We start from the raw sequence: 25812 nt of genomic DNA, 5'->3' as shown, positions 1-25812 counted from the left end.
GGCGGGCTCAATCCTGGTGCAGGATGAATTCCAGATAGAGGTTGCGCTGCAGGATCGAGTGGTTGTCGTCGGAGATCAGCGACACCATCAGCGCGCCGTCGTCGCGGGTCCAGACGTCGAGCCCTTCCATATTGTCGATCTGGTAGCCCATGTCGGCCTCCAGCAGCACCGGCCCGTCGGCGACCGCGCCCTTCTCGACGCTTTCGCCATAGATGCGCCGCAGCCGCATCTTGACGCCCCTCGCCATCGAGAAACTGCGCTCCAGAAGCAGCAGATCGCCATCCGGCAGGAAGGCGCCGTCGGTGATGTCGAAATCGCCGTTGCGCTTGACAGTAAAGACGCCCTTGTGCGGCCCCTCGATGAGGGCGGCATAGATGTTGCCGGCCTTGTCGAGGCTCTTTTCGGAGACCACGACCAGGCCGCCCTCATGCTGACCGTTGGCATTGGCGTGGGTGACGGTCTCGAAGCCGCGATTCTGGCGCAGCTCCTGGGCCGGAACGACGAAATCCAGCGGCTTGAACGGCGCCTTCATGTCGTTGGCGTCGATCTTGAACTGGGCGACGCGGTGGCTGCGCTCGAAGCCGACGGTGGCAATGCCGTCCTTGACCGCGAGGCCTTCCGCATCGACCTCCCATTTCCTGTCGATCGGCCGGCCGGTCTCGTCGACCATCTGCTGCATGCGGAAATTCTGGATGCCGGAGGGCCGTTTTTCCGCGTCGCGGACCACCGTGCCGAAGAACCAGAAGCCGGTGTCGGCAACGCCGATGAAGTCACCGCCGGCTTTCAGGAAGCGGAAGGCCGACAGCGCGCCGAAATCGCGTGTCGGCGAGGTCATCTCCAGCCCGCCGACGAATTCGAAAGGGCCGAACTGCTTGTCGGCACGGCCAATGTGAAATTCGGTGATCGGGCGGGCCGAGATTTCGACCGGTTCGACAGAACCAGAGTCGGGCGAACCGGCTGCCGCCGAAGCCAAGCCGGAAAGCAGGGCGATGGCGGCGAAAAGCGTCTGCTGAAAGCCGCCGCGCCTGGAGATCATCCGGCGCGCCGCATACCACCGCCGCGTCGCGTATCCTTCGCGCTTTCCTCGGCAAACAGCGAAGCCAGCTGCTCGGTCATGGCGCCAGCCAGCTCCTCGGCATCGACGATGGTGACGGCGCGGCGGTAGTAGCGCGTGACGTCGTGGCCGATGCCGATGGCCAAGAGTTCCACCGGCGAACGCGTCTCGATCAGCTCGATGACGGCGCGCAGATGGCGTTCGAGATAATTGCCCGGATTGACCGACAGCGTCGAATCGTCGACCGGCGCGCCGTCCGAGATCATCATCAGGATCTTGCGCTGCTCGGGCCGGGCGATCAGCCGGTTATGCGCCCACAGCAGCGCCTCGCCGTCGATATTTTCCTTGAGCAGGCCTTCGCGCATCATCAGGCCGAGATTGCGCCGTGCCCGCCGCCACGGATGGTCGGCCGATTTGTAGATGATGTGGCGCAGATCGTTGAGCCGGCCTGGGTTCGGCGGCTTGCCGTCCTTCAGCCATTTCTCGCGCGCCTGCCCGCCCTTCCACGCCCGCGTGGTGAAGCCGAGGATCTCGACCGAGACGCCGCAGCGCTCCAGCGTGCGCGCCAATATGTCGGCGCAGGTGGCGGCGACCGTGATCGGCCGGCCGCGCATCGAGCCGGAATTGTCGAGCACCAGCGTCACCACCGTGTCGCGGAACTTGGTGTCGCGCTCCTGCTTGAACGACAGCGGCTGCATCGGATCGATGACGACCCGCACCAGCCGTGCCGGGTCGAGATAGCCCTCTTCCAGGTCGAAGTCCCAGGAGCGGTTCTGCTGCGCCATCAGCCGGCGCTGCAGGCGGTTGGCCAGCCGCCCGACGACGCCGGACAGGTTGGCGAGCTGCTTGTCGAGGAAGGCGCGCAGCCGGTCGAGCTCTTCTTCTTCGCACAGCTCCTCGGCGCCGACCGTCTCGTCGAAAGCGGTGGTGAAGACCTTGTAGTCGATCTCTTTCGGCAGATTGGTGAAGGGATTGTCGTTGCGGCGCGCTTCGCCGGGTGTTTCGGCATCGGCGTCGTCATCGTCGGACAAATCGTCGGCGGTGGCGTCGGAGGCTTCCGTCTCGGCCGACTGCTCGTCATCGGCCGAAGCTTCGGCATCCTCGGACTGCGACTGCTCGGAGCCGGAATCCTCTTCGCCGCCCTCCTCGCTCTGCTCCTCGCCTTGCGGCTGGTTGTCGTCATTGTCCTCGGAATCTTCCGTCTCCTGGTCGTCGCCGAGTTCCTCGGCCATCTCCATGGAGGCGAGCATCTCTCGCACGACCCGGGCGAACGCCTGCTGGTCGCCGAGCTTGGCCGACAATCCGTCGAGGTCGGCCTTGGCCTTCTCCTCGACCCAGGGGCGCCAGAGCTCGACCAGCCGCTCGCCGCTTTTCGGGACCGGACGGCCGGTCAGCTTCTCGCGCACCATCAGGGCAAGAGCTTCCTCGATCGGCGCGTCGGCCTTGTCCTTGATGTCGACGAGGTTGGCCTTGGCGTATTTGTCCTCCAGCATCGAGCCGATATTGTCGGCGACGCCCTGCATGGCACGTGAGCCGATCGCCTCGACGCGGGCCTGTTCGACCGCGTCATAGATGGCGCGGGCCGCCTTGCCTTCCGGCGCCAGCTTGGTGTGGATGCGCACATCGTGGCAGGCGCGCTTCAGCGCCATGGAATCGCCGAGGCCGCGGGTGATCGCAATATCGGTCTTCGACGCCTTCTTCGGCAATTCGGGCAGACGCGCACGGCTGCCGGCGAGCGCCGGCCGGTCCTTGGCGAAACCGACTTCCAGTTCCTTGTCGCCGGCAATGGCGCGCATGCAGACGGTGACGGCACGCTTGAAGCTGTCGGCTTCAGACCCCGTCTTCGACTTGTTGCGCGTGTTGTCGCCCGGCCCCGCCATTGAGACTGTGCTTACCCCAGCACCACGTTGGCGGCGCTCTCGGGCAGATCCTCGCCGAAGGCGCGCTGGTAGAACTCGGCCACCACCGAGCGCTCCAGTTCGTCGCACTTGTTGAGGAAGGTCAGCCGGAACGCCATGCCGATATTGCCGAATATTTCGGCATTCTCTGCCCAGGTGATCACCGTGCGCGGGCTCATCACGGTCGACAGATCGCCGTTGATGAAGGCCGAGCGCGTCATGTCGGCGACGCGCACCATCTTGTTGACGATGTCCTTGCCCTTGCCGTCGCGATAGTGCTTGGCCTTGGCCAGCACGATGGCGACTTCATTGTCGTGCGGCAAATAATTCAGCGTGGTGACGATCGACCAGCGGTCCATCTGGGCCTGGTTGATCTGCTGGGTGCCGTGATAGAGGCCGGTGGTGTCGCCCAGGCCGACCGTGTTGGCGGTCGAGAACAACCGGAAGGCCGGATGCGGGCGGATAACCCGGCTCTGGTCGAGCAGCGTCAGCCGGCCTGACGATTCCAGCACGCGCTGGATGACGAACATCACATCCGGACGGCCGGCATCATACTCGTCGAAGCACAGCGCGACATTGTGCTGGTAGGCCCAGGGCAGGATGCCGTCGCGGAATTCGGTGATCTGCAACCCGTCCTTGACCACGATCGCGTCCTTGCCGACGAGATCGATACGGCTGACATGGCTGTCGAGGTTGACGCGCACGCAGGGCCAGTTGAGGCGGGCGGCTACCTGTTCGATATGGGTCGACTTGCCGGTGCCGTGATAGCCCGACACCATGACGCGGCGGTTGTAGGCAAAGCCCGCAAGGATCGCCATCGTCGTGTTCTTGTCGAACAGATAGTCCGGGTCGATGTCGGGCACATGCTCCGATGTCACCGAATAGGCCGGCACCACCATCTTGGATTCGAAGCCGAATTTCTCCTTCACCGACACCGTCGTGTCGGGCAGGTTGGCGATGTCGCGATCGACCTTGTTCATATCTCTCAACGTCTCCACGGGCGAAACGTCTGATTTCGCCGGCAATCGATTTTGTCCGGGGGCGGTCTTAAAGCCTTTTCCAACCTTATGAAAGTTGGAAAACGACACGAACCGTATGGTCGCTCAGCACAGGCCCGCCTGTTTGAGCACGCGATAGGCTTGCAGCACATCGCGGAACCGGTCTTCCGAACCTCTGTCGCCACCATTCGCATCCGGATGGTGTAGTTTCACCAGTTCCTTATAGCGCGCCTTGATCTCCTTGCCAGTCGCCTTTGTATCAAGACCAAGCGTTTCCAGCGCCTTGGCCTCAAGCGGCTTGGCCTTGCGCTCGCGCGCCTCGCGCGGATCCTTGGGTCCCTTGAACAGGTCGAACGGGTCGCGCATGCGGTTATAGTAGCCGGCGCGGCCGGAACGCATCTGGGCCATATCGGGCGACGACCGGGTCGAGGCCCCGTTGGCGCCCATCTTCCAGGTCGGCCGGTGCCCGGTCATGGCTTCCTTCTGGAAGCGCGCGACCTCGGTGTCCGGTACGCCGGAAAAGTAGTTGAAGCCCTTGTTGTACTCGCGCACATGATCGAAGCAGAAGTGGAAATACTCACCCTCCTTCATGCGCCCGACCGGCGCACGATGGGTGCCCGCTTCCTTGCAGCCGTCCCACTGGCAGATCGGCGAGTGCGACTTCAGCTCCGCGTCCTTGTCGGGGCGGACGCGAATCTTCTCGAAATATTTGGGGTACGGCTTCATCTTACCCATTTATGGGGCGTTCGCAGATGCGAAACAAGAATTGACATTTTCGCGATCATCGCCCTAACCGCTGAATCGCGGCATAAAGCAGGCGAATGGCGGATTTTGTTGCGCGGCGGCGGCCCCTCGCGAAACCGATTTTCGGTTTCCAGGCCGAGACGCCAACGATATGTGGTGAAGGGAGATGGCGATGTCCATACAGGCGACCATGGAAGACAAGCTCAACAAGGCATTTTCGCCGGACAGGCTGGTTATCATCAACGAGAGCCATCTCCATGCCGGCCACCACCATCACGGCTCCGACCATCACGGCACTTACGACGGCACCGGCGAGACGCATTTTCGCGTCCGCGTCGTCGCTTCCGCCTTTGCCGGCATGAGCCGCATCGACCGTCACCGCGCCGTCAACGAACTGCTTGCCGACGAACTGAAGGCCGGCGTGCACGCGCTGGCAATCGAACCCGCGGCTCCCGGCGAAAAGACCCGCTGGTAGGTCGCTTCCCCGCGCTCAGAGCACCGCTTCGATGAGGAACGGCCCGCGCCGTGACAGCGCACTGTCCAGCAACGCGTCGAAGCGCTCGCACGTATCGGCGCGAGCCGCCTCCACGCCCATGCCTTTGGCCAGCGATACCCAGTCGAGCGAGGGATGGTCGAGGTCGAGCATGCGCCTGGCGTTCTCGCCGATGGCGCCGACGCCGACATTCTTCATCTCGCCATGCAGGATCGCATAGGTTCGGTTGGAAAACACGATCGTCACCACGTCGAGCTTTTCCCGCGCCTGCGTCCACAGTCCCTGCACCGTGTACATGCCGCTGCCGTCGGCTTCGAGATTGACCACCTTGCGGTCAGGACAGGCGATTGCCGCCCCGGTCGCCATCGGGATGCCGCCACCGATCGATCCGCCCGTGCCCATCATGTAGTCGTGCGGCGCGGCAAAGGCCGACAGCGCGAAGAAACGCCTGGCCGAGGTGACCGCTTCATCGCAGACGATCGCATCGGCCGGCAGTTTGCGCGCCACCGAAAGTGCGACGGCATCTTCCGTCAGCTTGCCGTTCGGCGTTGCCTCGTCGGGAAAAGCGGCCGCCAGCACCTTGTGTTGCGACGGCTTGATGCCAAGTTCGTCGCGAAGCGCCTCCAGCGCCGCATGCAGATCGTCGCCATGGGCGGCCAATGTCAGCACCTCGCAGCCTTCCCGGACAAGCCGTCCCGGTTTTCCCGGATAGGCGAAGAAGGCAACCGGCTCCTTTGCGCCGACCAGGATCAGAACATCGACGTCGCTCAGCACAGCCATCGCCGCATCGACCGGATAGGGGATGCGGATCGGCGCGACACGCCCGCGCCCGCGTTGCATCCGTGCGATCAGAACCTCGCCGAACAGCCGGACGTCGCTGCCCGTCGAGATCTGCCCGGCGATGGCGAGCGCATCGGCGCGAGCGGCCTTTCCGCGAACGATCATGCCGGCCCGGCCCGGAGCGGCACGGATCGCCGCGGCGACCTTGCGTACCGCGTCCATATCGACGGCCGGCGCTGGCACCAGCCTCACCTTGCCGGGCAAAACCGCCTCGACTTCGCCCCAGGCGGCATCCGCCGGCAGGATCAGGGTCGCGACGCCGGGTGGTGTCAGCGAGGCGCGAAAGGCCGCTTCAGCTGCCGGCACGACATCGGCCGGACCCTTGACGCGGCCGACCCAGTTGGACATCGGCGCCGCAAGGCTCTCGATATCGCTGGTGAGTGGGGCATCGAGCGGCAGATGGTAAGAGGCGTGGTCGCCGACCATGTTGATCATCGGGCTGAAGGCACGCCGGGCATTGTGCATGTTGGCCAGCCCATTGGCCAGGCCGGGACCGGTATGCAGCAGCGTCGCGGCCGGCCGATCGGTCATCCGCGCATAGCCATCGGCGGCACCCGTCACCACGCCTTCGAACAGCCCGAGCACGCAACGCATGTTCGGCTTGCGGTCAAGCGCTGCAACGAAGTGCATTTCGGAGGTGCCGGGATTGGCGAAGCAGACCGTCACATCATTGGCCAGAAGCACGTCACACAGGACATCGGCGCCGTTCATGCAATTCCCTCCCGCTCAAGATCGCAGAGCAGTTGCACCCGCGAGCACCTGCAGCAATGTCCTGCCGCTACTTTTGATCTAATCCGGTGCCGTAAAGATCAGCCAACCGTCGATTTCAGGAATGCCAGCGCGGCCGCGGTCAACGCGTCGCCGTCCTCGCCGAAATCGCGATTGATCGACATATGCGTATAGGCGCTGCCGTCGAACAGCGTAACCTTGGTGCCCGTCGAGCGCAGGCGCTCGGCAAAGGCCTTGGAGTCCTCGCTCCGGCCCGATGCCCGCGAATAGGCGATGAAAGTCGGCGGGTGCTTGCGGCCGTCGACATAGCTGGCCGGCGAAAGTGCCGCCCATTGCGCGGGATCGGAAAAGACGCGGGCATAGGCCCGGACCATACCGCCATTCTTGGCAAGTGCTGCAAGATCATAGACCCTGGTGTCGTCGAGGATGAGCGCGGCTATGCCCGGCAATCCGCCGCGCATGCCGGTCAGCGCAACCAGATGGCAGCCGGCCGAATGGCCCATGCCGACGATGCGGTTGGGATCGCCGCCATGCCGGGCGATGTTGGCCCTGATGTAGGCATAGGCCTTTTCGACGTCACCAGCCTGGGTGGCGACATTGGCCTGCGGCAGCATGCGGTAATCGATGGAGACGAAGCAGAAGCCGTTGGCGAGCAGGAAGGCCGGTTTGGCGTCCACCTGACTGCGTTTGCCAAACTGCCAGGTGCCGCCATGAACGAAAAACACGACCGGCAGGCCGATTGCACCATCGGGCGCGTAGATGTCGAGCTTGGCCGGCCCGTAGTCGAAGGTTTCTGGCGTAGGCCGGCGTGTTTTCCACGCGGCCGACGCTTCCAACGGCAGCATCGCCGCCATGGAGGCCATGATCAGGCTTCGTCGATCGATCATCATTGTCTCCTGGCAAGGCAAGACTGCACGCGGCCGCCCCAGCCGTCCAGTCAGGGGTTCGCAACACACCCGCTACCCGCGCTGAATACGGCTCCGCAACGAGCGCTTTGGTCTCGCGGAGTAGCCTCAATCCTTAAGATCGCGGCCACCTCTTCACATGAAGGGAACAAACGGTACCCCCCGGCAGTTGAATGCGTGGTGAGCCGAATGGAAGCCACAGCGGCTCCGAGGGCAAAAGCATCATGCGAGAGAACCAGTCTGACGTCTTCGATCTGTTTTCGGAAATTTACACCAACGCGGCGCAGGAAGAGATCAGCATCCAGCAATATCTCCTTGCCTGCCGCGAGGACAAGTCGATGTATGCCTCGGCGCCTGAACGGATGGTCGAGGCGATCGGCGAGCCGAACCTGGTCGACACCAGCAAGGATGAGCGGCTCGGCCGCATTTTCTCCAACCGGACCCTGAAAGTGTACCCCTCCTTCGCCGATTTCTACGGCATGGAGGATACAATCGAGCGCATCGCCGGCTATTTTCGCTATGCGTCCCAGGGGCTCGAGGAGCGCAAGCAAATCCTCTATTTGCTCGGCCCGGTGGGCGGCGGCAAATCCTCCCTTGCCGAGCGGCTGAAGAAGTTGATGGAACAGCGTCCGATCTACACGCTGAAGGTCGGCAACCAGGTCAGCCCGGTTTTCGAATCGCCGCTTGGCCTTTTCCATCCCGATCGCATGGGCGACCTGCTGGAGGATAAATACGGCATTGCACGACGCCGCTTGAACGGGCTCATTTCGCCATGGGCGGCCAAGCGCCTCGACGAACTTTCCGGCGACATTTCCAAGTTCAGCGTCGTCAAGCTGATGCCGTCGCGACTGCGCCAGATCGCCATCGCCAAGACCGAGCCCGGCGACGAGAACAATCAGGACGTCTCGGCCCTGGTCGGCAAGGTGGACATCCGGCAATTGGAAAACTTCAGCCAGTCCGATCCGGACGCCTATTCCTATAGCGGTGGACTGAACCGGACCACCCAGGGCCTGCTTGAATTCGTCGAAATGTTCAAGGCGCCTATCAAGGTCCTGCATCCGCTGCTGACGGCCACCCAGGAAGGCAGCTACAACGGCACCGAAAATTTCGGCGCCTTTCCCTACCAGGGGATCATCGTGGCCCATTCCAACGAGTCGGAATGGCTGCAGTTCAAGAACAACAAGAACAATGAGGCTTTTCTCGATCGCATCCTCGTCGTCAAGGTGCCGTATTGCCTGCGGATAACCGAAGAGCGGCAGATCTACGAGAAACTCTTGCGGGAGAGCGAATTGGCCGCCAGTCCCTGCGCTCCAGAGGTGCTGGACATCCTCAGCCGGTTTACCGTCTCGACCCGCTTGGCCGAGCACGACAATTCGCCGCTCTACACCAAGATGCGCGCCTATGATGGCGAGAACCTCAAGGAAGTCGACCCCAAGGCAAAGTCGGTTCAGGAATATCGGGACGCCGCCGGCGTAGATGAGGGCATGGCAGGCGTCAGCACGCGCTTTGCCTTCAAGATCCTGTCGCAGACCTTCAACTACGACACCGAAGAGGTGGCCGCCGACCCCGTGCATCTCATGTACATCCTGGAGGAGGCAATCAAGCGCGAACAGTTTCCGAAGGAGACGGAAGCCGCCTATCTGGAGTTCATCAAGTCCGAGCTGGCCGCGCGGTATGCCGAATTCATCGGCCATGAGATCCAGAAAGCCTATCTGGAATCCTACAGCGAGTACGGCCAGAACCTTTTCGACCGCTACATCGCCTATGCCGACGCCTGGATCGAAGACCAGGACTACAAGGATCCCGACACAGGCCAGATCCTCAACCGCGAGGTTTTGGACAACGAGCTTTCACAGGTCGAAAAACCGGCCGGCATCGCCAATCCCAAGGACTTCCGCAATGAGGTGGTGAAATTCACCCTGCGCGCCCGTGCAAGAAACCATGGCCGCAACCCGGCGTGGACAAGTTACGAAAAGCTGCGGGAAGTCATCGAAAAACGCATGTTCGGCCAGGTCGAGGACCTCCTGCCGGTGATCAGTTTCGGCTCCAAGCAGGACAGTGTCACGGAAAAGCGGCACAATGAATTCGTGCAGCGGATGGTCGAGCGCGGCTACACCGAGCGGCAGGTGCGTCGCCTTGTGGACTGGTACATGCGGGTGAACAGGGCGGGTTAGAGAACCCGGATGGTTCCATGCCGATCTTCATCGACCGCCGCCTGAACCCGAAAGACAAAAGCCTCGGCAATCGCCAGCGCTTCCTGCGACGCGCGCGCGAGGAATTGAAACGCAGCATACGCGATCAGATCCGCACCGGCAGGATCGCCGACGCGGATTCCGAGCATGCCGTGCGCATGCCCGAAAGAGGCACAAGCGAGCCGAGCTTCAACAACGCCCGCGACAGCGGCAGGCGCCAGCACATCTTGCCGGGCAACAGGCATTTCTCCGCTGGAGACCTGATCCCCAAACCCGGCGGGGGCGGCGGGGGAGCATCGTCGCCGGGAAACAAGGCATCTGAAGACGACTTTCGTTTCGTGCTGTCGCGCGAGGAAGTGCTCGATCTTTTCTTCGAGGATCTCGAGCTCCCGGACATGGTCAAGCTCAACCTCAAGGAGATCCTTGCCTTCAAGCCGCGCAGAGCCGGCTTCGCCGCCACAGGTTCGCCGACCAACATCAATGTTGGCCGCACAATGCGCAACAGCCACGGCCGCCGCATTGCGCTGAGGCGCCCCAAGCAGGTCGAACTGGATGCGATCCTCGAGGAAATCGCCTCGCTCGAGTCGACGCCATCCAGCGCCGACGCGCGCCAGCGTATTGCGGCATTGCGCGAAGAACTCGACCGGCTGGAACGCCGCCGCCGCCGGATTGCCTATGTCGATCCGGTCGACATCCGCTTCAACCGCTTCGATTCCCGGCCGGTGCCGAACGCCAATGCCGTCATGTTCTGTCTTATGGACGTGTCCGGGTCCATGGGCGAGCGCGAGAAGGATCTGGCCAAGCGCTTCTTCGTCTTGCTGCACCTGTTCTTGAAACGGCGCTACGACCGCATCGAGATTGTCTTCATCCGCCACACGCACCTGGCTCAGGAGGTCGACGAGGAAACATTTTTCTACAACACCCAAAGCGGCGGCACCGTCGTTTCCACCGCGCTGGAGGAAATGCACCGTATTATCACCAGCCGCTACCCGGCCCATGACTGGAACATCTATGCCGCCCAGGCCTCGGACGGCGACAATTTCGCCGGCGATTCGGAGCGATGCATTTCGCTGCTCAATGGCGAGCTCATGCGGCTGTGCCAGTATTTTGCGTATGTCGAGATCATCGACGAGCGTGAAGCTCATATTTTCGGCTCGACAGAAAACGGGACATCGCTGTGGCGTGCCTACAACTCCATCGACCAGAAATGGCCGAACTTCCAGATGAGCCGCATCGCCACACCCGCCGATATCTATCCGGTTTTTCGCCAGCTCTTCGGCAGGCAACCGGCCGCCCTCAAGAGGGCATGAGGGTTCCCGATGGCCAGACAAGCGAGCAAATCCAGCCTGCTTTTTTCAGGGTCCGACTGGGATTTCAAAACATTGTCGCGGGCCTATGACGCTATCGAGGCACTTGCGGTCGAAGAGCTTCATCTGGACACCTATCCCGTTCAGATGGAGATCATCTCGTCGCAGCAGATGCTCGACGCCTATTCGTCCATCGGCATGCCATTGATGTACCGTCACTGGTCTTTCGGCAAACATTTCCTCCACCAGGATCTGCTCTATCGCAAGGGCGGGCGGGGGCTTGCCTATGAACTGGTCATCAATTCCAATCCCTGCATCGTCTATCTGATGGAGGAAAACACCATGGCCCTGCAGGCCCTGGTGACGGCCCACGCAGCGCTCGGGCACAATCATTTCTTCAAGAACAATCAGCTGTTCAAACAGTGGACGGATGCGGGTGCGATCCTCAGCTACCTGGACTTCGCCAAGGGCTACATAGTCCGCTGCGAGGAGCGGCACGGCCTCGCCGCCGTCGAGGCTGTTCTCGATTCCGCCCACGCGCTGATGGATCAGGGCGTGTTTCGCTATCACCGGCCGCCGAGGTTGTCGTCGGAACGGCAACGCGAAGGAATTCGCGAGCGTCTCGAATACGAGGAGCGCTCCTACAACGACTTGTGGCGTACGCTGCCGGCCTCGCAGCAAGCGGCCAACGACAAGGGCCAGGACCCAGAGTGGAAGAAATCGCTCAATCTGCCCGAGGAAAACCTGCTCTATTTCCTGGAAAAGAACAGCCCAGTCCTGGAGCCCTGGCAGCGCGAGATCATCAGGATCGTTCGTGTCATCGCGCAATATTTTTACCCGCAACGGCAGACACAGGTGATGAACGAAGGTTGTGCCACTTTCGTGCACTATACGCTGATGAACATGCTGTTCGACCGCGGCCAGATCAGCGAAGGCGCCATGCTCGAAATCCTGCGCAATCATTCCAACGTGGTCTTCCAGCCGGCCTTCGACGATCCGCGTTTTTCAGGCATCAACCCCTATGCTCTCGGCCTCGACATGATGCAGGACATTCAGCGCATCTCGACCAAACCCACGGCCGAGGACCGCGATTGGTTCCCCGACATGGCCGGCCAGGGCAACTGGCGCGAGGTCCTGCTGGACGCCTGGGCCGAGCATCGCGACGAATCCTTCATCCGCCAGTACCTCAGCCCGGCCTTGATCCGGAAATGGCGGTTTTTTGTGCTCGGCGACGCTGCCGACCAGCCGCATTGCCTGGTCGCGTCCATCCACGATGAGCGCGGCTACGCCAAGATACGCGCCGCGCTCGCCAACAGTTATGATCTCGGCGCGAACCGGCCGGACATTCAGGTGGTGGATGTCGATCTGCTCGGCGACCGCCATTTGCGGCTGCAGCACAAGGTCAATGACGGCATCCTTCTCGAGGATGCCAGCCGCGACGCCACGCTTCGTCACATCCGCAGGCTTTGGGGTTATGAAGTCAGCCTGGCGGCCATGGATGCCGAGACCGGCGCGACGATCCACGAACGCTCGACGAGCCAGATCGCGGGATGACGGCACCCGGTCTCCCGGCGCACATCAGGCGTCGCCGGCTGGCCTGATCCTCAGCCTTGCGATCCGGTTCTTGTCGCGTTTCATGACGATGAAGCGCTTGCCGTGGAACGTAAAAGCCTGCTTCTCCTCGGGGATCGATTGCGTCTCGTGGATGACGAGGCCGGCAATGGTGGTTGCCTCCTCATCCGGCAGGTTCCAGTCGAGAGCCCGGTTGAGGTCACGGATCGGCACCGTACCGTCGACGACCACGGAGCCGTCGGCCTCCTGCTTGACGCCCTGTATGTCGACATCGTGCTCGTCGGCGATCTCGCCGACGATCTCCTCGATAATGTCCTCCAGCGTCACCAGCCCTTCGACCTCGCCATATTCGTCGACGACGACGGCGAAATGCGCCTTGCGGCGAAGGAAGGCGTTGAGCTGTTCCTGCAAGGTCGTGGTGTCGGGCACGAACCAGGGTTTCGAAGCGATCTTCATCACGTCGATCCTGGAGAAATCGTTGCCGACTTCGTTCAAGGCGCGCAGCAGATCCTTTGCATGCAGCACGCCGACGATGTTGTCGAGCGAACCTTTCCACAGCGGCATGCGGGTGTGCGGGCTTTGCAAAATCTCGCGCACCACCGCTTCCGGCGCATTGTCGGCATTGACCGAGCGCATGTTGGTGCGGTGGACCATGATGTCGGAGACTTCGAGCTCGGCGAGATCGAACAGGCCGCCGACGCGGTCGCGATCCTCGCGCACCACCTGGCCGTCGCGGCGGAAATCGTCGACCGCGCCGCGCAATTCGTCCTGGCTGGAGCGCTGCGGCTCGATGCGTGAAAGCTCGTACCCGAACATGGCAAGCAAGCGCGTGCGCACGGTAACGAGCAGCACGATGAGGATGGCAAGGACGGCGACGACGATCCAGCCGGGCTCGTTCATCTCCGGTCGCTTTCCTTTGGGTGGTTCTCCCTCAGAAACGACAGCACTTCCGATGCCGGAACATCCTTGGCAATGAAAGCCTGGCCGATGCCGCGCGTCAGGATGAAGGTCAGCGCGCCGCGCGACACCTTCTTGTCCTGGGTGATGAAGGCAAGCAGCGCCTCGGCATCAGGCAATTCGCCCGGGATGTCGGCTATCCGCCAGGGCAGGCCGACGGCGCGCAGATGCGCCTCGACGCGCGCGGCATCGTCGGGGCTGGCCAGATTGAGCCGCGACGAGAACCGGTAGGCCAGCGCCATGCCGATGGCGACCCCTTCGCCATGGACGAGGCGGCTTCCGTCATATTGGGTGGCGGCTTCCAGCGCGTGGCCGAATGTGTGGCCGAGATTGAGCAGCGCGCGGTCGCCGGTCTCGAACTCGTCACGCGCAACCACGTCGGCCTTGGCGCGGCAGGCTTCGGCAATCGCCTGCGCCCTCTCCGGCCCGCCGGCAAAAACCTGGACCCAATTCTTTTCCAGCCAGGCGAAAAATTCCGGCCGGTCGATGAGCCCGTATTTGGCGAGCTCGGCATAGCCGGCGCGGAATTCCCGGATCGGCAGCGTGTCGAGCACCCCTGTGTCGGCCAACACCAGTTTCGGCTGATGGAAGACGCCGACAAGGTTCTTGCCGCGTGGGCTGTTGATGCCGGTCTTGCCGCCGACCGAGGAATCGACCTGCGCCAGCAGCGAGGTCGGAATCTGCACGAAATTCATGCCGCGCCGCACGATGCCGGCGGCAAAGCCGGCAAGGTCGCCAATAACGCCGCCGCCGAAGGCGATGACGATGTCGCCGCGCTCCAGTTTCGCAGCCAGCACACCGTCGGCCACCTCTTCGAGATGGGCAAAACTCTTGGTCTTCTCGCCAGGCGGCAGGGTGATCACCGCGGTCTGGATGCCACCCGTTTCGAGGCTGGCCTTCAGCGCATCGAGATGCGCTGCCGCGACATTGGCGTCGGTGACGACCGCGGCGCGTGTGCCCGGCAGGCGGCGCGCAATCTCCGCACCCGCGCGGGACAACAATCCCGAGCCGATCAGAATGTCGTAGGTCCGGTCGCCAAGGCCGACTTCGACGACAACGGGGGCTTCGATGCTCACTGTTCCACCTCGCCCGTCGCAGCCGCCTCATCGATGCCGAAATGCCGGCACAGCGCGTCCACCACCTCGGTCGCGATGACTTCCTTGCGGTCGTCGCGGGTCGGCACTGTGACGTCCGATGTCGCGTAGACCGGATAGCGCTCGCCCATCAGCCGCTCCAGCACGGCGCGCGGGTCGGCGCTTTTCAGGAGCGGCCGGTTCTGTTTCTTGGCGACGCGATCCATCAGAAGGTCGAGTTCGGCCTTCAGCCACACCGAGACGCCCTGCGCTGCAATCGCCTCGCGCGTCTGCGCATTCATGAAGGCGCCGCCGCCGGTCGACAGCACCTGCGGCCCGTTTTCCAGCACGCGCAGGATGACGCGCTGCTCCAGCGCCCTGAATTCGGTCTCGCCGTAGCGCTCGAACAGTTCCGGAACGGTCATGCGCGAGACGCTTTCGATCTCCTGGTCGCTGTCTATGAAGGGCAGCGCCAGCATCGTCGCCACCTTGCGGCCGATCGCCGTCTTGCCGGCGCCCATCAGTCCGACGAAGACGACGGAACGGCTGCCCAGCCTGCCGAGCAACGCGGCGTGGTTCTCGTCTGGAGGATTTGCTGGCAGCGCGTTCATCGGATGTTTCGAAGGCCCTCTTTGCCGGCGTATCGACATGAAAAGCCCGTTTGCGTCAAGCGTGGCAAGTGCCTTGAACCCGATATGGACCGGCAGGGTCTGCATCAGAAGTTGCTAACAGGCCCCAGCTTCTTCCTTGAATTGGCCGGATTGGCGTCCCATAAGGGGACAGGGTTTGGAAACGCGCAGAACAAGAAGACAGGCGAAAATTGATGCCGACACTGTTTCGCTTTGTCGTGGTAACGGCGATTCTGGCTGGCATTGCCTATGGTACGATGTTTGCACTGGTGATGTTCGTCGAGCCGAAGAAGGGGGAAATGAGCGTGCGCATCCCTCCGGAAAAGCTCAATCCCAAGAAAAGCTGAATGACAAGACAGGCTGAATGAACAGCGCCGCCCGCATCGAAGCCTTTCTGGAAATGATGAGCGCCGAGCGGGGCGCGGCCGAAAACACGCTTTCCTCCTACCGCCGCGACCTCGAGGACGCTTCCGGCGCGATCGATGGCGGGCTGGCCGGTGCCGCCGCCGCCGATATCCGCGCCTATCTCGACGACATTGCCGCCCGCGGCTTTGCCGCCACGTCGCAGGCGCGCAAACTGTCGGCGATCCGCCAGTTCTTCAAATTCCTCTACGCCGAAGGCCTGCGCGGCGATGACCCGACCGGCACGCTGGACAGTCCGAAAAAGGGCCGCCCGCTGCCCAAGACGATGAGCGAGGCCGACACCGGCCGGCTGATCGACCGTGCAGCGCTTGAGGCCGGCGATGTCTCGTCGGGCGATGGGGACAGCCTGGCATCACTGCGCCTGCATGCGCTGGTCGAGGTGCTTTACGCCACCGGCCTGCGCGTTTCCGAGCTGGTCGGCTTGCCGGTGACGGTGGCGCAACGCGACGACCGCTTCTTCATGGTGCGCGGCAAGGGCGACAAGGAGCGCATGGTGCCGCTCTCCGCCAAGGCACGCGCGGCGATGAAGACCTGGCTTGCCGCCCGCGCCAAGGTGCCAGCCTTGGCCGACAGTCCGTTCCTGTTTCCGGCCGCCTCCGACAGCGGCTATCTCTCGCGCCAGGTCTTCGCGCGTGACCTGAAAGGGCTGGCGGCAAGGGCCGGCATTGCCTCGGCGAAGATCTCGCCGCACGTGCTGCGCCATGCTTTCGCCAGCCATCTCCTGCAGAACGGCGCCGATCTGCGGGCCGTGCAGCAATTGCTTGGCCATGCCGACATATCGACGACACAGATTTACACCCATGTGCTGGAAGAGCGGCTGGTGCGGCTGGTCAACGATCATCATCCGCTTGCCGACTAGGCCTCATATCGCTATGTGAGGACGACATTTCACCGCCCGGAGCCTTGGATTCAAGGGTTCCGTCAGCCACTGCCTTCCGACGTATCGGTCCGCTCACGCATGTATAATTACCTCGATTTCGAAAAGCCGGTGCAGGACCTCGAGGGCAAGATCCTCGAGCTGAAGAAGCTTGCCGAGAATGGCGAGGCGGTCGATGTCGGCGACGAGATCAGCCGTCTCGAGAAGCGCTCCCGCGACGCATTGCGCGATGCCTACAAGGCGCTGACGCCTTGGCAGAAGGTGCAGGTGGCGCGCCATCCCGACAGGCCGCATTGCGTCGACTACATCAAGGGCCTGTTCACCGATTTCACGCCGCTGGCCGGCGACCGCAATTTCGGTGAGGACCAGGCGATCGTCGGCGGTTTCGCCCGTTTCCGCGGCGAACCCATTGCCATCATCGGCCAGGAAAAAGGTTCCGACACAGCCAGCCGCCTGAAGCACAATTTCGGCTCGGTTCGGCCGGAGGGCTACCGCAAGGCGGTACGGCTGATGGAACTGGCCGACCGCTTCAAGATCCCGCTCCTGACGCTGGTCGACACGGCCGGCGCCTATCCCGGAGTCAACGCCGAGGAGCGCGGCCAGGCGGAGGCTATCGCCCGTTCAACCTCGACCTGTCTTGGCCTGAAAGTACCGTCGATCTCGGTGGTCATCGGCGAAGGCGGTTCGGGCGGCGCCATTGCCATCGCCACCGCCAACCGCGTCTACATGCTCGAACACGCCATCTATTCGGTGATTTCGCCGGAAGGTGCCGCCTCGATCCTGTGGCGCGACACGACACGATCGAAGGACGCGGCGACCAACATGAAGATCACCGCGCAGGATCTTCTGGAACTGAAGATCATCGACGCCATCATCCCCGAGCCGCTCGGCGGTGCGCATCGCGGCGCCGAAACCGTGATCGCCGCGACCGGAGACCTCATCGCCAGGACGATGAAGGACTTCGCCGGCGCCAACACCGATTTCCGCGAACAGCGCCGCGAAAAATACCTGGCCATGGGCCGCAGTCTCTGACCACAGGCACCCTTGGCCGCAACAATGTGGCGAAGCGGAGCATTTTTGCCACAAAAATGCCGCTGCATTCGGCTCAATGAGACTGCCGCAGGGGGATGCGTCGGCACTTGCGGTAAGGAATTTATTAGGGTTAACGGGCTTAGGGTCCGTCGATGCGCAGTGTAGCAGCCGGGGCAGGAAACGTCCTGGCGCCAGAGAAAAGACGATATCCGTAGCCATGTTTGTCAAGCTTGCCCGCACCGGAATCCTGATCGCTGCCCTCGGCGTTGCCGGCTGCAACAATTCGTCGATGAAGGATTTTGCCCCGGAGGCCAACAAGCCGCTGCCCGACAAGATCCTCGCCGACATGAGGGCCAAGGGCATGGTCCGCACCTCGTCGGTGATGGCCCGCATCTTCAAGGAAGAAGGCAAGCTCGAGATCTGGAAGGCCAAGACCAACGGCCGCTATGACATGGTTGCCAGCTACGACATCTGCAAATGGTCGGGCAAGCTCGGGCCGAAATACACCGAAGGCGACCGCCAGGCGCCGGAAGGCTTCTACACGGTGCGCCCGGCGCAGATGAATCCGCGCTCGAACTACCATCTGTCCTTCAACATCGGCTATCCCAACGCCTATGACCGCGCCAACGGCCGCACCGGCTCCAATTTGATGGTGCACGGCGCCTGTTCGTCGTCGGGCTGCTATTCGATGACCGATGCGCAGATCGAGCAGATCTATGCCTTCGGCCGCGACGCCTTCCAGGGCGGCCAGACCGAGTTCCAGATCCAGGCGTTTCCGTTCCGCATGACCGCCGCCAACATGGCGCGCTACCGCAACGACCCGAATTACGACTTCTGGAAGATGCTCAAGGTCGGCTACGACAATTTCGAGATCACCAAGGTGCCGCCGAAGGTCGATGTCTGCGAGAAGCGTTATGTCTTCAATCAGGTAGCCGCCGACGGTCAGACATTCGATCCGACTGGCGCCTGCCCGGCGACGACGCAGCCTGATTCGCTGAAGAGCGCCTACAATTCCTACATGAGCACCTATGACGCGGCGTTCAGCGGCGCGGTCAAGGCCAGCGTGCCGGCGCCCAAGCCGACCATCGCCGGTATCAAGGAAGCCAGCATCGTCTCCGACTGGTCCAAGCGCCGCGCACGCGGCGAACGCGTACCGATCGATCCGCCGTCGCTCAACAATGACGGCTCGGTCACCGAGACGGCACGCATGGGCCGCATCGATTCGCCCGCCGGCCGCAAGATGGCGGCTCTTGATGCCGAAAAAGCTGCCAAGCAGAAGGCCGAGGAGCAGAGGCTGGCTGCCATTGAGGCGGCCAAGCAAGCCAAGGAAGCCGCCAAGGCCCAGGCTCTGGCCGAAGAGGAGGCCGAGAAGGCCGCCAAGGAGGCCCCAGTCGCCACCGCGACCATCGCGGCTCCTTCGGAAACGGCGCCAATGGCTGAAACGCAAGCGGCGAGTGCCGACGAGAGTCGCGTGACGAAGCTGAAGAACAAGCTGCTCGGCATGTTCGGCGGTTGATATCGCCCGTGGCTGATCGCGCCGCTATTTATGACCTCAAGGGGCTGAACTGCCCCTTGCCCGTGCTCAAGGCCAAGAAGCGCCTGGCGGGGATGCAACCGGGCAGTCGGCTCTGGTTGGAGACCACCGACCCGCTCGCCGTCATCGACATTCCGGCATTCTGCTCCGAGAGCGGCCACCAGTTGATTGAAACGGCCGCGGTCTCCGGCGGCCATCGCTTCCTGGTCGAGCGCGGCGCGCCGTAATCGTTGGGGGCTACCGCCCGGCGATCGCCAGCGGATTGTTTTCCAGCGCCGCGCGGTCGGGCGTGTCAACCGACGGCCGGTCGGTGAAGGCGGCGAACAGCCTGCGGATATAATCTTCCGGCATGTCGAGCGTGATCAGCACCAGCCGCGTGCCACGCTGGCCATCCGGCCAGGACGGCAATTGCACCGGCGGATGCAGGATCTTCTGCACGCCATGGATCACCAGCGGCCGCGACGGGTCTTCCCTGAGCTCGATGACGCCCTTCATGCGCAGCAGGCGCTCGCCATGGGTCGAACGCAGCAGGTCGAGGAACATCTCGATCGCCGAAAACGGCACCGGGCCGTCATGCACCAGCGAATAGGAGCGCACGCGCTGATCGTGACGATGGCCGTGGTCATGCTCGTGATCATGACCAGCATGATGGTGATGATCGTGCGCCGCTTCCTCGCCAAGCCAGCGCCGCACGTCGGCGGATTTGGTTGCCGGGTTGTAGAGGCCGCAATCAAACAGCGCCGCCACGCCTGTCTCCGTGTCGTCGGCATCGAGCAGTTCGGCGCCCGGATTGATCTGCCGCAGGCGCGCCCGCAGCATTTCCAGCTCATTGGGGTCGGTGGCCAGATCGGCTTTGCTGAGCACGATGCGGTCGGCGACGGCAACCTGCTTGACCGCCTCGACATGGGCATCGAGCGTGGCGTTGCCATTGACGGCATCGACCAAAGTGATGACGCCGTCGAGCCGGAAGGCCTGGATCAGCGCCGGATGCGCCATGATCGACTGCAGCACCGGCGCCGGGTCGGCAAGGCCGGTGGTTTCGACGATGACGCGGGCGAGCCGGGCAATGCGGCCGGTCTGCAGCCGGTCGACCAGGTCGGCCAGCGTATCGACCAGTTCGCCGCGCACCGTGCAGCACAGGCAGCCGTCCGACAGCTGGATGATGCCGTCGGAAGACTGCTCGACCAGCAAATGGTCGATCGCCACCTCGCCGAACTCGTTGATGATCACCGCCGTGTCGGCCAGCGCCGGATCCTTGAGCAGCCGGTTGAGCAGCGTCGTCTTGCCGGCGCCGAGGAAGCCGGTCAGCACCGAGACTGGGATCGGGAAGCCGCTGCCCATTGGCTAGTTCGCAACCTTGACCGGCTGGTCGCCCTGCGCGGCGGAGCCGGCAATCTTCGGGCCGGTGCCGGCCGGTGCCGGCCTGTCGGGCCGCCAGCTCGGGATCGGCACATCGGCAAATTCCTGCGCGCCCTGGTCGAGGATGGCCTTCGGCGCCGGACCGGTGGCGCCGCCAAGGCCGACGGCAACCAGCGTCGGCACATGGTCGAGCTTTTCCTGATAGGGTGATTTCGGCACGTTCTTGGCGGCGGCCGGCGGCGCCTCGGACTGCTCCTGCGGCGTCTTCTTCTTGCAGACCTCGTCCTGCATGTCGTTGGGTGAGACCGTGTCGCCATAGGGCGCCAGCGTGGTGACGGTGGCCGAGCCGGCGACAGGCGTGTCGAACCCCTGATCGAGCAGTTTTGCCGCCGTCTCGGCGCGGGTGACCGCCGACTTCTCGCCAAGCACAACCGCGACCAGCGTGCGCCCGTTGCGCGTCGCCGAACCGATCATGTTGAAGCCGGAGGGGCAGACAAAGCCGGTCTTCATGCCATCGGCGCCGGGATAGCGGCCGATCAAGAGATTGTAGTTGGGGATCGCCTTCTTGCCGACGGCAAGGCCCTCGATCGAGAACCACGGCACATATTGCGGAAATTCGCGGCGGATCGCCATCACCAGCACGGCGAGGTCGCGCGCCGTCGTGTACTGATCCGGCGAATAGAGCCCGTTCGGATTGACGAAATGCGTGCCGTTCATGCCGAGCCGGGTCGCCTCGGCGTTCATCCGGTCGGCAAAGGCCGCCTGCGAACCGCCGACATTTTCGCCGACAGCCATGGCAATGTCGTTGGCCGATTTGACCAGCATCATCTTCAGCGCATTGTCGAGCCGCATCACCGAGCCCGGCTTGAAGCCCATCTTGCTTGGCGGCTCGGCGGCGGAGTGTTTGGTCACCTTGATCGGCGAATCGAGCTGCACCTCGCCGGCCGCGATCGCCCGAAAGGTGACGTAAGCGGTCATCAGCTTGCTCAGCGACGCCGGATACCAGCGCTTGAACGCATCCTGATGCTGCAGGATCTTGCCGCTACCGAGGTCGAACACGACCACTGGATTGGCCAGCGCCGGCCCGGCCACAACCGACAGCGCGATTGTGCCAGCCGAGAATAGTTTGAGGAAATGCCTGTACCGCATGATCAAATCCGAAATCGCCTCTTGCCGTAGTCGCCCCTGGCTCCGTAAGATTTCATTACGCGATCGCCAGCATATGGTCCGACCCTCAAAAACCGGACCCCATTGTTGCGGTGCTATTTACTCTATGTGACGCCAAGATGGCAAAGTGCCTGGCGATCACAATTGCAAGGCAGCGGCCAACACCCGCCGTCCCAACAGCGAGATGGAACCATCATGCCAATCCTGAACCGTGCCGCCGAAATGCAGGACGAAGTTGCCGGCTGGCGCCAGAATCTGCACCAGACGCCAGAACTGAACTTCGACGTCTTCAAGACCGCCGCCTTCGTCACCGAAAAGCTGAAGGCCTTCGGCTGCGACGATGTGGTCACCGGGCTCGGCAAGACCGGCGTGGTCGGCATCATCCGCGGCCGCCAGGGCGAAGGTCCCACCATCGGCCTGCGCGCCGACATGGACGCGCTGCCGCTCAACGAGATATCAGGAAAGCCCTACGCCTCGACCATCCCCGGCAAGATGCATGCCTGCGGCCATGACGGCCACACGGCGATGCTGCTGGGTGCGGCCAAATACCTCGCCGAGACGCGCAACTTCACCGGTTCGGTGGCGGTGATCTTCCAGCCGGCCGAAGAGGGCGGCGGCGGCGGCAACGAGATGGTCAAGGACGGCATGATGGAGCGTTTCGACATCTCCAGGGTGTTCGGCATGCACAACATGCCGGGCCTGCCTGTCGGACAGTTCGCCATTCGCCCGGGCCCGATCATGGCGGCGACCGCCGAATTCACCATCACCGTGCACGGCAAGGGCGGCCACGCGGCGATGCCGCACGGCACGATCGACCCGATCGTCATCACCAGCCAACTGGTCGGCGCCTTGCAGACGATCGCCTCGCGCAGCACCGATCCGGTCGAGGCCGTGGTGGTGTCGGTGACCAAGTTCCACGCCGGCGATGCCTACAACATCATTCCCGAAACCGCCGAAATCGCCGGCACCGTGCGCACCTTGCGAAAAGAAATCGCCAAGAAGTCCGAAGAGCGCATCCGCAGCATTTGCGACGGGCTGGCGACCGCGTTCGGGGCCAGGATCGAGGTCGACTACCAGGCGAATTACCCCGTGACCTTCAACCACGCGGAAGAGACGGTGTTTGCCGGTGACGTCGCGATGAGTGTCGCCGGCGACGCCCATGTCCACCGCGGCATCCAGCCGGTGATGGGCGGCGAGGATTTCTCCTACATGCTCGAAGCCCGCCCCGGCGCCTTCATCTTCATCGGCAATGGCGACACCGCCGGTCTGCACCACCCGGCCTACGATTTCAATGACGAGGTCATCCCGCACGGCATGAGCTACTGGGTGAAACTGGCTGAAACCGCGCTGGCCGCCTGACAGCGGCAGCGCAAAGCCGGCCGAATTGCCTTCGGCCGGCCTCTTGGCGAAACGATCCGAAGCGGCTATGTGTCTGGCCGCGTGGTCCCGTAGCTCAGTAGGATAGAGCGGCAGATTCCTAATCTGTAGGTCACAGGTTCGATTCCTGTCGGGATCACCATGCTTTTCATCAGCTTAGCAAATTGACGTCGTACTTGAAACAGTACGACGAATTCTAATCTCGGCGGGAATGCATCACCGAACAAGGAACGATCAGCTTCGCTACGAAGAGCGGGCACTACAATGGCCCTTTCGTCTGGCCGAAGGCTGCCTGCAGGATCATTAGGAGCTGATGGTTGACCGTGGTGCGCTGTGACCTAGCTTAAAGTTCATGATGGACAGTCCTAAGCCCGGAAATGGCGAATTGTCCGCACCGGCGAACTCTCGCGAGGTTGCTATGCAGAGGCGCAAACCGGCGTTTCAGAGCCCTGCATGCGTCCTTGGTCGGCCATTGCCCGCTACGGAATATCAACTGCGGCGATCTATCGGCACGCGACCGGCGCCCCGCCATCCGCAACAATTCGCAAGGACCAGAAGGATCCCGAAGAAAGCGACGCTCCGAGAGCGGTAAGGCTTGGCGAATACCAAGGCGAATGACCAGACATCGCTTTATGAACTTGGCAATACACCCAGAACGCACGGGCACGGCAATGCCAAATTATCTTGCCGAAATGTATGCAAACGACGTAAATCTGGCCATTCTGAGCGCAGTGGTGACGCTTGCATCGGTGGGCGTCTATCTTGTGCTCCGGCGTATCCTTGCCGCGGTGCGACGGCGCCGCCTTGCAGCGTTTGACGAAGGCAGATCCGGTTTCGCCGACGAGGCTTCTTGGGAATGGGAAAGCCCGGCCGGACTTGTCGCCGGGCCTGCTTCTTCCAAGGCTGCCAACCCTTTGCATGCGGTCGGCCTGGATGTTCGGGCTCAAAATACCAACTACTCTCGGTTCGGAGTGCGAATCGAACATTTCGCCGCGACATCCGAACCCAGCGGGTGCTCGTCAGTGGTCGAGACCGGTGCTCCTGCACCGAACAGAGTGCAGTCTGGCCGGCTTGCAGCATCCATCAGCGCGATCGCGGAACGTGGGAAGCGGATTTGCGGGTCGGCATGGAACCAGTTGCGCCATAAGGCTTCACCGCCAAAAATTGCTCCGTTGGCCTATGCTGCGGATCGCGGTTTGAATTTCACAGCTCAGTTGAGAGATCCCGACCCGGCCATGGCGCCTGCCTCAAACCCTGTCGTTCGCAGGCCGATCGTTCTTGTATCGCGCTTGGGTCTCGCCGCCATTTGTCTGGCCGCGCCGATTGGCTATGCGATGACGAGACAAATCTGGGTCGAAAGCGCTTCCGCCATCTCGCAAACCCAAGATCAGGCCCATCGAGACCTTTCGCGCCCGCTGGGACTTCAGGCGAGTGCCGAATTGCTTGGCCCGGATCTCACGGCTAACCAGGCGCAAGCCGGGACGGATCGTGCTCAGGCTGCCGCTGCAAGACAATTGGCCGACCAGGAGCACCGGGCGGCGGAAGGCGAGCGTGCCAGGAGCGCCGCTCTGCAGGGAGCGCTCTTCGAGGCGAGCAAGCAGATCCACACGCTGAGGGCAAGCATGGCAGCTGCCGATGACGCGCGCGAGGAGCGGTTGCGCAATGAACTCGCGGCAGCCCGCACCCTTGACGCGTTGCGGCGCATTGCGGGAGAGGCCGGCACGATGCTGAGCGAGGGCGCCAGCTATGTCCTTAAGGAGATGCCCGCTGCTCATCTCGAGCAGGAGCAAGCCCAAAGGCAGGCGCGCGATTTATCGCAAGCGCGCGTCCAAATTGAACAGCTTGAGACCGAGGCCGCCAAGGATCGCGCCACGGCCAAGGCTTCACTGGCGCAGGCGAGCGGCATACTCGACGACGAGCGCCGGAAAGCGGATCTGCTTCGTGGCGATCTCGCCGAAGCGAAACTGGCCAATGCCGCACTCATGAAGCGTACGGCTGCGGCTGAGCAGGAACAGACCGACGCGGTCACAGCGAGGCGACAAGTGGAGCGGACCGCAGCTGACACGGAGCGAACGCTCGCACGAGAACGCGCTGCAGCAGCAGCGGCCGTTGAGGAGCTGAAAGAAGCTCGCATCGAGCGCCAGGCGGCTGAACTGGAGCGAGCCAAGGCAGTCTCAGCGAAAGAGCGTGCCGAGCAGGCCGCAACCGAGACGGCACAGGCCCTGGCACGGGAACGTACTACAGCCGTCATGAATCGTGAGGATCTCGACAGAGCACGCATCGAGCGCGAAGCCGCCGCCCAAGCTATTTTGGTGCGTGTCGCTAAGCTTCAGGAGGCTCTGGACGAGCAACGCGAGGCCACTGTTTCTCTTGCCCGCGACTTGGCTGCGGCGCGCGGGGACAACGACAGGCTCAGGACCGAGCGCCGCAGCGCGCAGATCGAACCGCCCCTGAAGCCGCGTTCTGGCCGCGCGGCAGCCAGCCAGGTGAAGGCCGTCAGCAAGAAGATTGGCAAGGTTCGCAACCCTTCGCGGATGACCCGGGTGCGTTCGATCACACTTCCTTATTCGCTCTTGCCAAGACACGTGACACCGCAGTGATTTCCGACTGCCGGTCCCTTCCGTGGAAGGCCATTTTTGATGCCCCGCACCC

Annotated in this window: 22 protein-coding genes and 1 tRNA gene; 12 read left to right on the top strand and 11 right to left on the bottom strand. The window is 62.9% G+C overall.

The features are described 5' to 3' along the window. Window positions 1-7: 7 nt before the first annotated feature. The 4 genes from RPF88_RS27785 to RPF88_RS27770 form a co-directional block, all read right to left on the bottom strand. Complete coding sequence (locus RPF88_RS27785) at window positions 8-1036, bottom strand: esterase-like activity of phytase family protein (RefSeq protein ID WP_337123546.1); 1029 nt, start codon at window positions 1034-1036, stop codon at window positions 8-10. Next, a complete protein-coding gene (cobT, locus tag RPF88_RS27780; RefSeq protein ID WP_013529369.1) occupies window positions 1033-2934 on the bottom strand; it encodes a cobaltochelatase subunit CobT in 1902 nt (633 codons plus the stop codon). The genes RPF88_RS27785 and cobT overlap by 4 nt, the downstream gene beginning before the upstream one ends. Window positions 2935-2945: 11 nt before the next feature. Further along, window positions 2946-3932 (bottom strand): cobaltochelatase subunit CobS, encoded by a 987-nt coding sequence (gene cobS / locus RPF88_RS27775; protein WP_013529367.1) that lies wholly within the window; start codon window positions 3930-3932, stop codon window positions 2946-2948. A 123-nt stretch (window positions 3933-4055) separates the two neighbouring features. Then, window positions 4056-4685 (bottom strand): J domain-containing protein, encoded by a 630-nt coding sequence (locus tag RPF88_RS27770; RefSeq protein ID WP_013529366.1) that lies wholly within the window; start codon window positions 4683-4685, stop codon window positions 4056-4058. Between the two features lie 181 nt (window positions 4686-4866). On the opposite strand from RPF88_RS27770, the gene RPF88_RS27765 reads away from it, so the two are divergent. Continuing rightward, the gene (locus RPF88_RS27765; RefSeq protein WP_013529365.1) at window positions 4867-5169 is read left to right on the top strand and encodes a BolA family protein; all 303 of its coding nucleotides are present in this window, start codon (window positions 4867-4869) and stop codon (window positions 5167-5169) included. Window positions 5170-5184: 15 nt separating this feature from the next. Here RPF88_RS27765 and RPF88_RS27760 read toward each other — a convergent pair whose 3' ends face one another. Then, window positions 5185-6738, bottom strand: a complete 1554-nt coding sequence (locus RPF88_RS27760) for an acetolactate synthase large subunit (RefSeq protein WP_337123545.1) — start codon at window positions 6736-6738, stop codon at window positions 5185-5187. Between the two features lie 98 nt (window positions 6739-6836). Beyond that, window positions 6837-7643 carry an alpha/beta hydrolase gene (locus tag RPF88_RS27755; RefSeq protein WP_337123544.1) on the bottom strand — a complete coding sequence of 269 codons (807 nt, stop codon included), beginning with the start codon at window positions 7641-7643 and terminating at the stop codon, window positions 6837-6839. Between the two features lie 242 nt (window positions 7644-7885). On the opposite strand from RPF88_RS27755, the gene RPF88_RS27750 reads away from it, so the two are divergent. Genes RPF88_RS27750 through RPF88_RS27740 form a run of 3 tightly spaced genes read left to right on the top strand, consistent with a single transcriptional unit; the run spans window position 7886 to window position 12714 of the window. Then, window positions 7886-9835, top strand: coding sequence for a PrkA family serine protein kinase (locus RPF88_RS27750; RefSeq protein WP_063173809.1), 1950 nt, complete (start codon window positions 7886-7888; stop codon window positions 9833-9835). A 17-nt stretch (window positions 9836-9852) separates the two neighbouring features. Continuing rightward, complete coding sequence (locus RPF88_RS27745; RefSeq protein ID WP_024503738.1) at window positions 9853-11163, top strand: YeaH/YhbH family protein; 1311 nt, start codon at window positions 9853-9855, stop codon at window positions 11161-11163. A 9-nt stretch (window positions 11164-11172) separates the two neighbouring features. Then, window positions 11173-12714, top strand: a complete 1542-nt coding sequence (locus tag RPF88_RS27740) for a SpoVR family protein (protein ID WP_013529360.1) — start codon at window positions 11173-11175, stop codon at window positions 12712-12714. Between the two features lie 24 nt (window positions 12715-12738). Here the strand turns inward: RPF88_RS27740 and RPF88_RS27735 are convergent, their stop codons facing one another. Genes RPF88_RS27735 through RPF88_RS27725 form a run of 3 tightly spaced genes read right to left on the bottom strand, consistent with a single transcriptional unit; the run spans window position 12739 to window position 15373 of the window. Further along, on the bottom strand, window positions 12739-13632 hold the full coding sequence (locus tag RPF88_RS27735) for an HlyC/CorC family transporter (RefSeq protein WP_064993085.1): 894 nt from the start codon (window positions 13630-13632) through the stop codon (window positions 12739-12741). Next, a complete protein-coding gene (aroB, locus tag RPF88_RS27730) occupies window positions 13629-14765 on the bottom strand; it encodes a 3-dehydroquinate synthase (RefSeq protein WP_337123543.1) in 1137 nt (378 codons plus the stop codon). The genes RPF88_RS27735 and aroB overlap by 4 nt, the downstream gene beginning before the upstream one ends. Continuing rightward, window positions 14762-15373 (bottom strand): shikimate kinase, encoded by a 612-nt coding sequence (locus tag RPF88_RS27725; protein WP_224620152.1) that lies wholly within the window; start codon window positions 15371-15373, stop codon window positions 14762-14764. The genes aroB and RPF88_RS27725 overlap by 4 nt, the downstream gene beginning before the upstream one ends. Before the next feature lie 212 nt (window positions 15374-15585). Between RPF88_RS27725 and RPF88_RS27720 the strand changes: the two genes are divergently transcribed. The 5 genes from RPF88_RS27720 to RPF88_RS27700 all read left to right on the top strand — a co-directional run bounded on the left by RPF88_RS27720 (window position 15586) and on the right by RPF88_RS27700 (window position 19484). Continuing rightward, window positions 15586-15738 (top strand): hypothetical protein, encoded by a 153-nt coding sequence (locus RPF88_RS27720; protein WP_013529356.1) that lies wholly within the window; start codon window positions 15586-15588, stop codon window positions 15736-15738. Window positions 15739-15755: 17 nt separating this feature from the next. Further along, on the top strand, window positions 15756-16673 hold the full coding sequence (locus tag RPF88_RS27715) for a site-specific tyrosine recombinase XerD (protein ID WP_337123542.1): 918 nt from the start codon (window positions 15756-15758) through the stop codon (window positions 16671-16673). Between the two features lie 99 nt (window positions 16674-16772). After that, a complete protein-coding gene (locus RPF88_RS27710) occupies window positions 16773-17723 on the top strand; it encodes an acetyl-CoA carboxylase carboxyltransferase subunit alpha (RefSeq protein WP_063173172.1) in 951 nt (316 codons plus the stop codon). Between the two features lie 217 nt (window positions 17724-17940). Then, the gene (locus RPF88_RS27705) at window positions 17941-19239 is read left to right on the top strand and encodes a murein L,D-transpeptidase family protein (RefSeq protein WP_337123541.1); all 1299 of its coding nucleotides are present in this window, start codon (window positions 17941-17943) and stop codon (window positions 19237-19239) included. 8 nt (window positions 19240-19247) lie between these two features. Beyond that, the gene (locus RPF88_RS27700; protein WP_024503732.1) at window positions 19248-19484 is read left to right on the top strand and encodes a sulfurtransferase TusA family protein; all 237 of its coding nucleotides are present in this window, start codon (window positions 19248-19250) and stop codon (window positions 19482-19484) included. Between the two features lie 10 nt (window positions 19485-19494). Here the strand turns inward: RPF88_RS27700 and RPF88_RS27695 are convergent, their stop codons facing one another. Together RPF88_RS27695 and RPF88_RS27690 are read right to left on the bottom strand one after the other, a co-directional pair. Continuing rightward, the gene (locus tag RPF88_RS27695) at window positions 19495-20598 is read right to left on the bottom strand and encodes a CobW family GTP-binding protein (protein ID WP_337123540.1); all 1104 of its coding nucleotides are present in this window, start codon (window positions 20596-20598) and stop codon (window positions 19495-19497) included. 3 nt (window positions 20599-20601) lie between these two features. Continuing rightward, entirely contained in the window at window positions 20602-21765 is a 1164-nt protein-coding gene (locus RPF88_RS27690; protein WP_013529350.1) for a D-alanyl-D-alanine carboxypeptidase family protein, read from the bottom strand. Between the two features lie 213 nt (window positions 21766-21978). Here RPF88_RS27690 and RPF88_RS27685 point away from each other — a divergent pair, with 213 nt between their 5' ends. The 3 genes from RPF88_RS27685 (at window position 21979) to RPF88_RS27675 (ending at window position 25760) form a co-directional block, all read left to right on the top strand. Then, a complete protein-coding gene (locus RPF88_RS27685) occupies window positions 21979-23142 on the top strand; it encodes a M20 aminoacylase family protein (protein ID WP_337123539.1) in 1164 nt (387 codons plus the stop codon). Between the two features lie 83 nt (window positions 23143-23225). Then, a tRNA-Arg gene (locus tag RPF88_RS27680) sits at window positions 23226-23302 on the top strand. 529 nt (window positions 23303-23831) lie between these two features. Further along, window positions 23832-25760, top strand: a complete 1929-nt coding sequence (locus RPF88_RS27675) for a hypothetical protein (RefSeq protein WP_337123538.1) — start codon at window positions 23832-23834, stop codon at window positions 25758-25760. Window positions 25761-25812: the final 52 nt, after the last annotated feature.

The sequence above is a fragment of the Mesorhizobium sp. ISC11 genome (assembly GCF_037162595.1).
In the GTDB taxonomy this organism is placed as follows: domain Bacteria; phylum Pseudomonadota; class Alphaproteobacteria; order Rhizobiales; family Rhizobiaceae; genus Mesorhizobium; species Mesorhizobium ciceri.
This window is presented reverse-complemented; position numbering and strand designations above follow the sequence as displayed.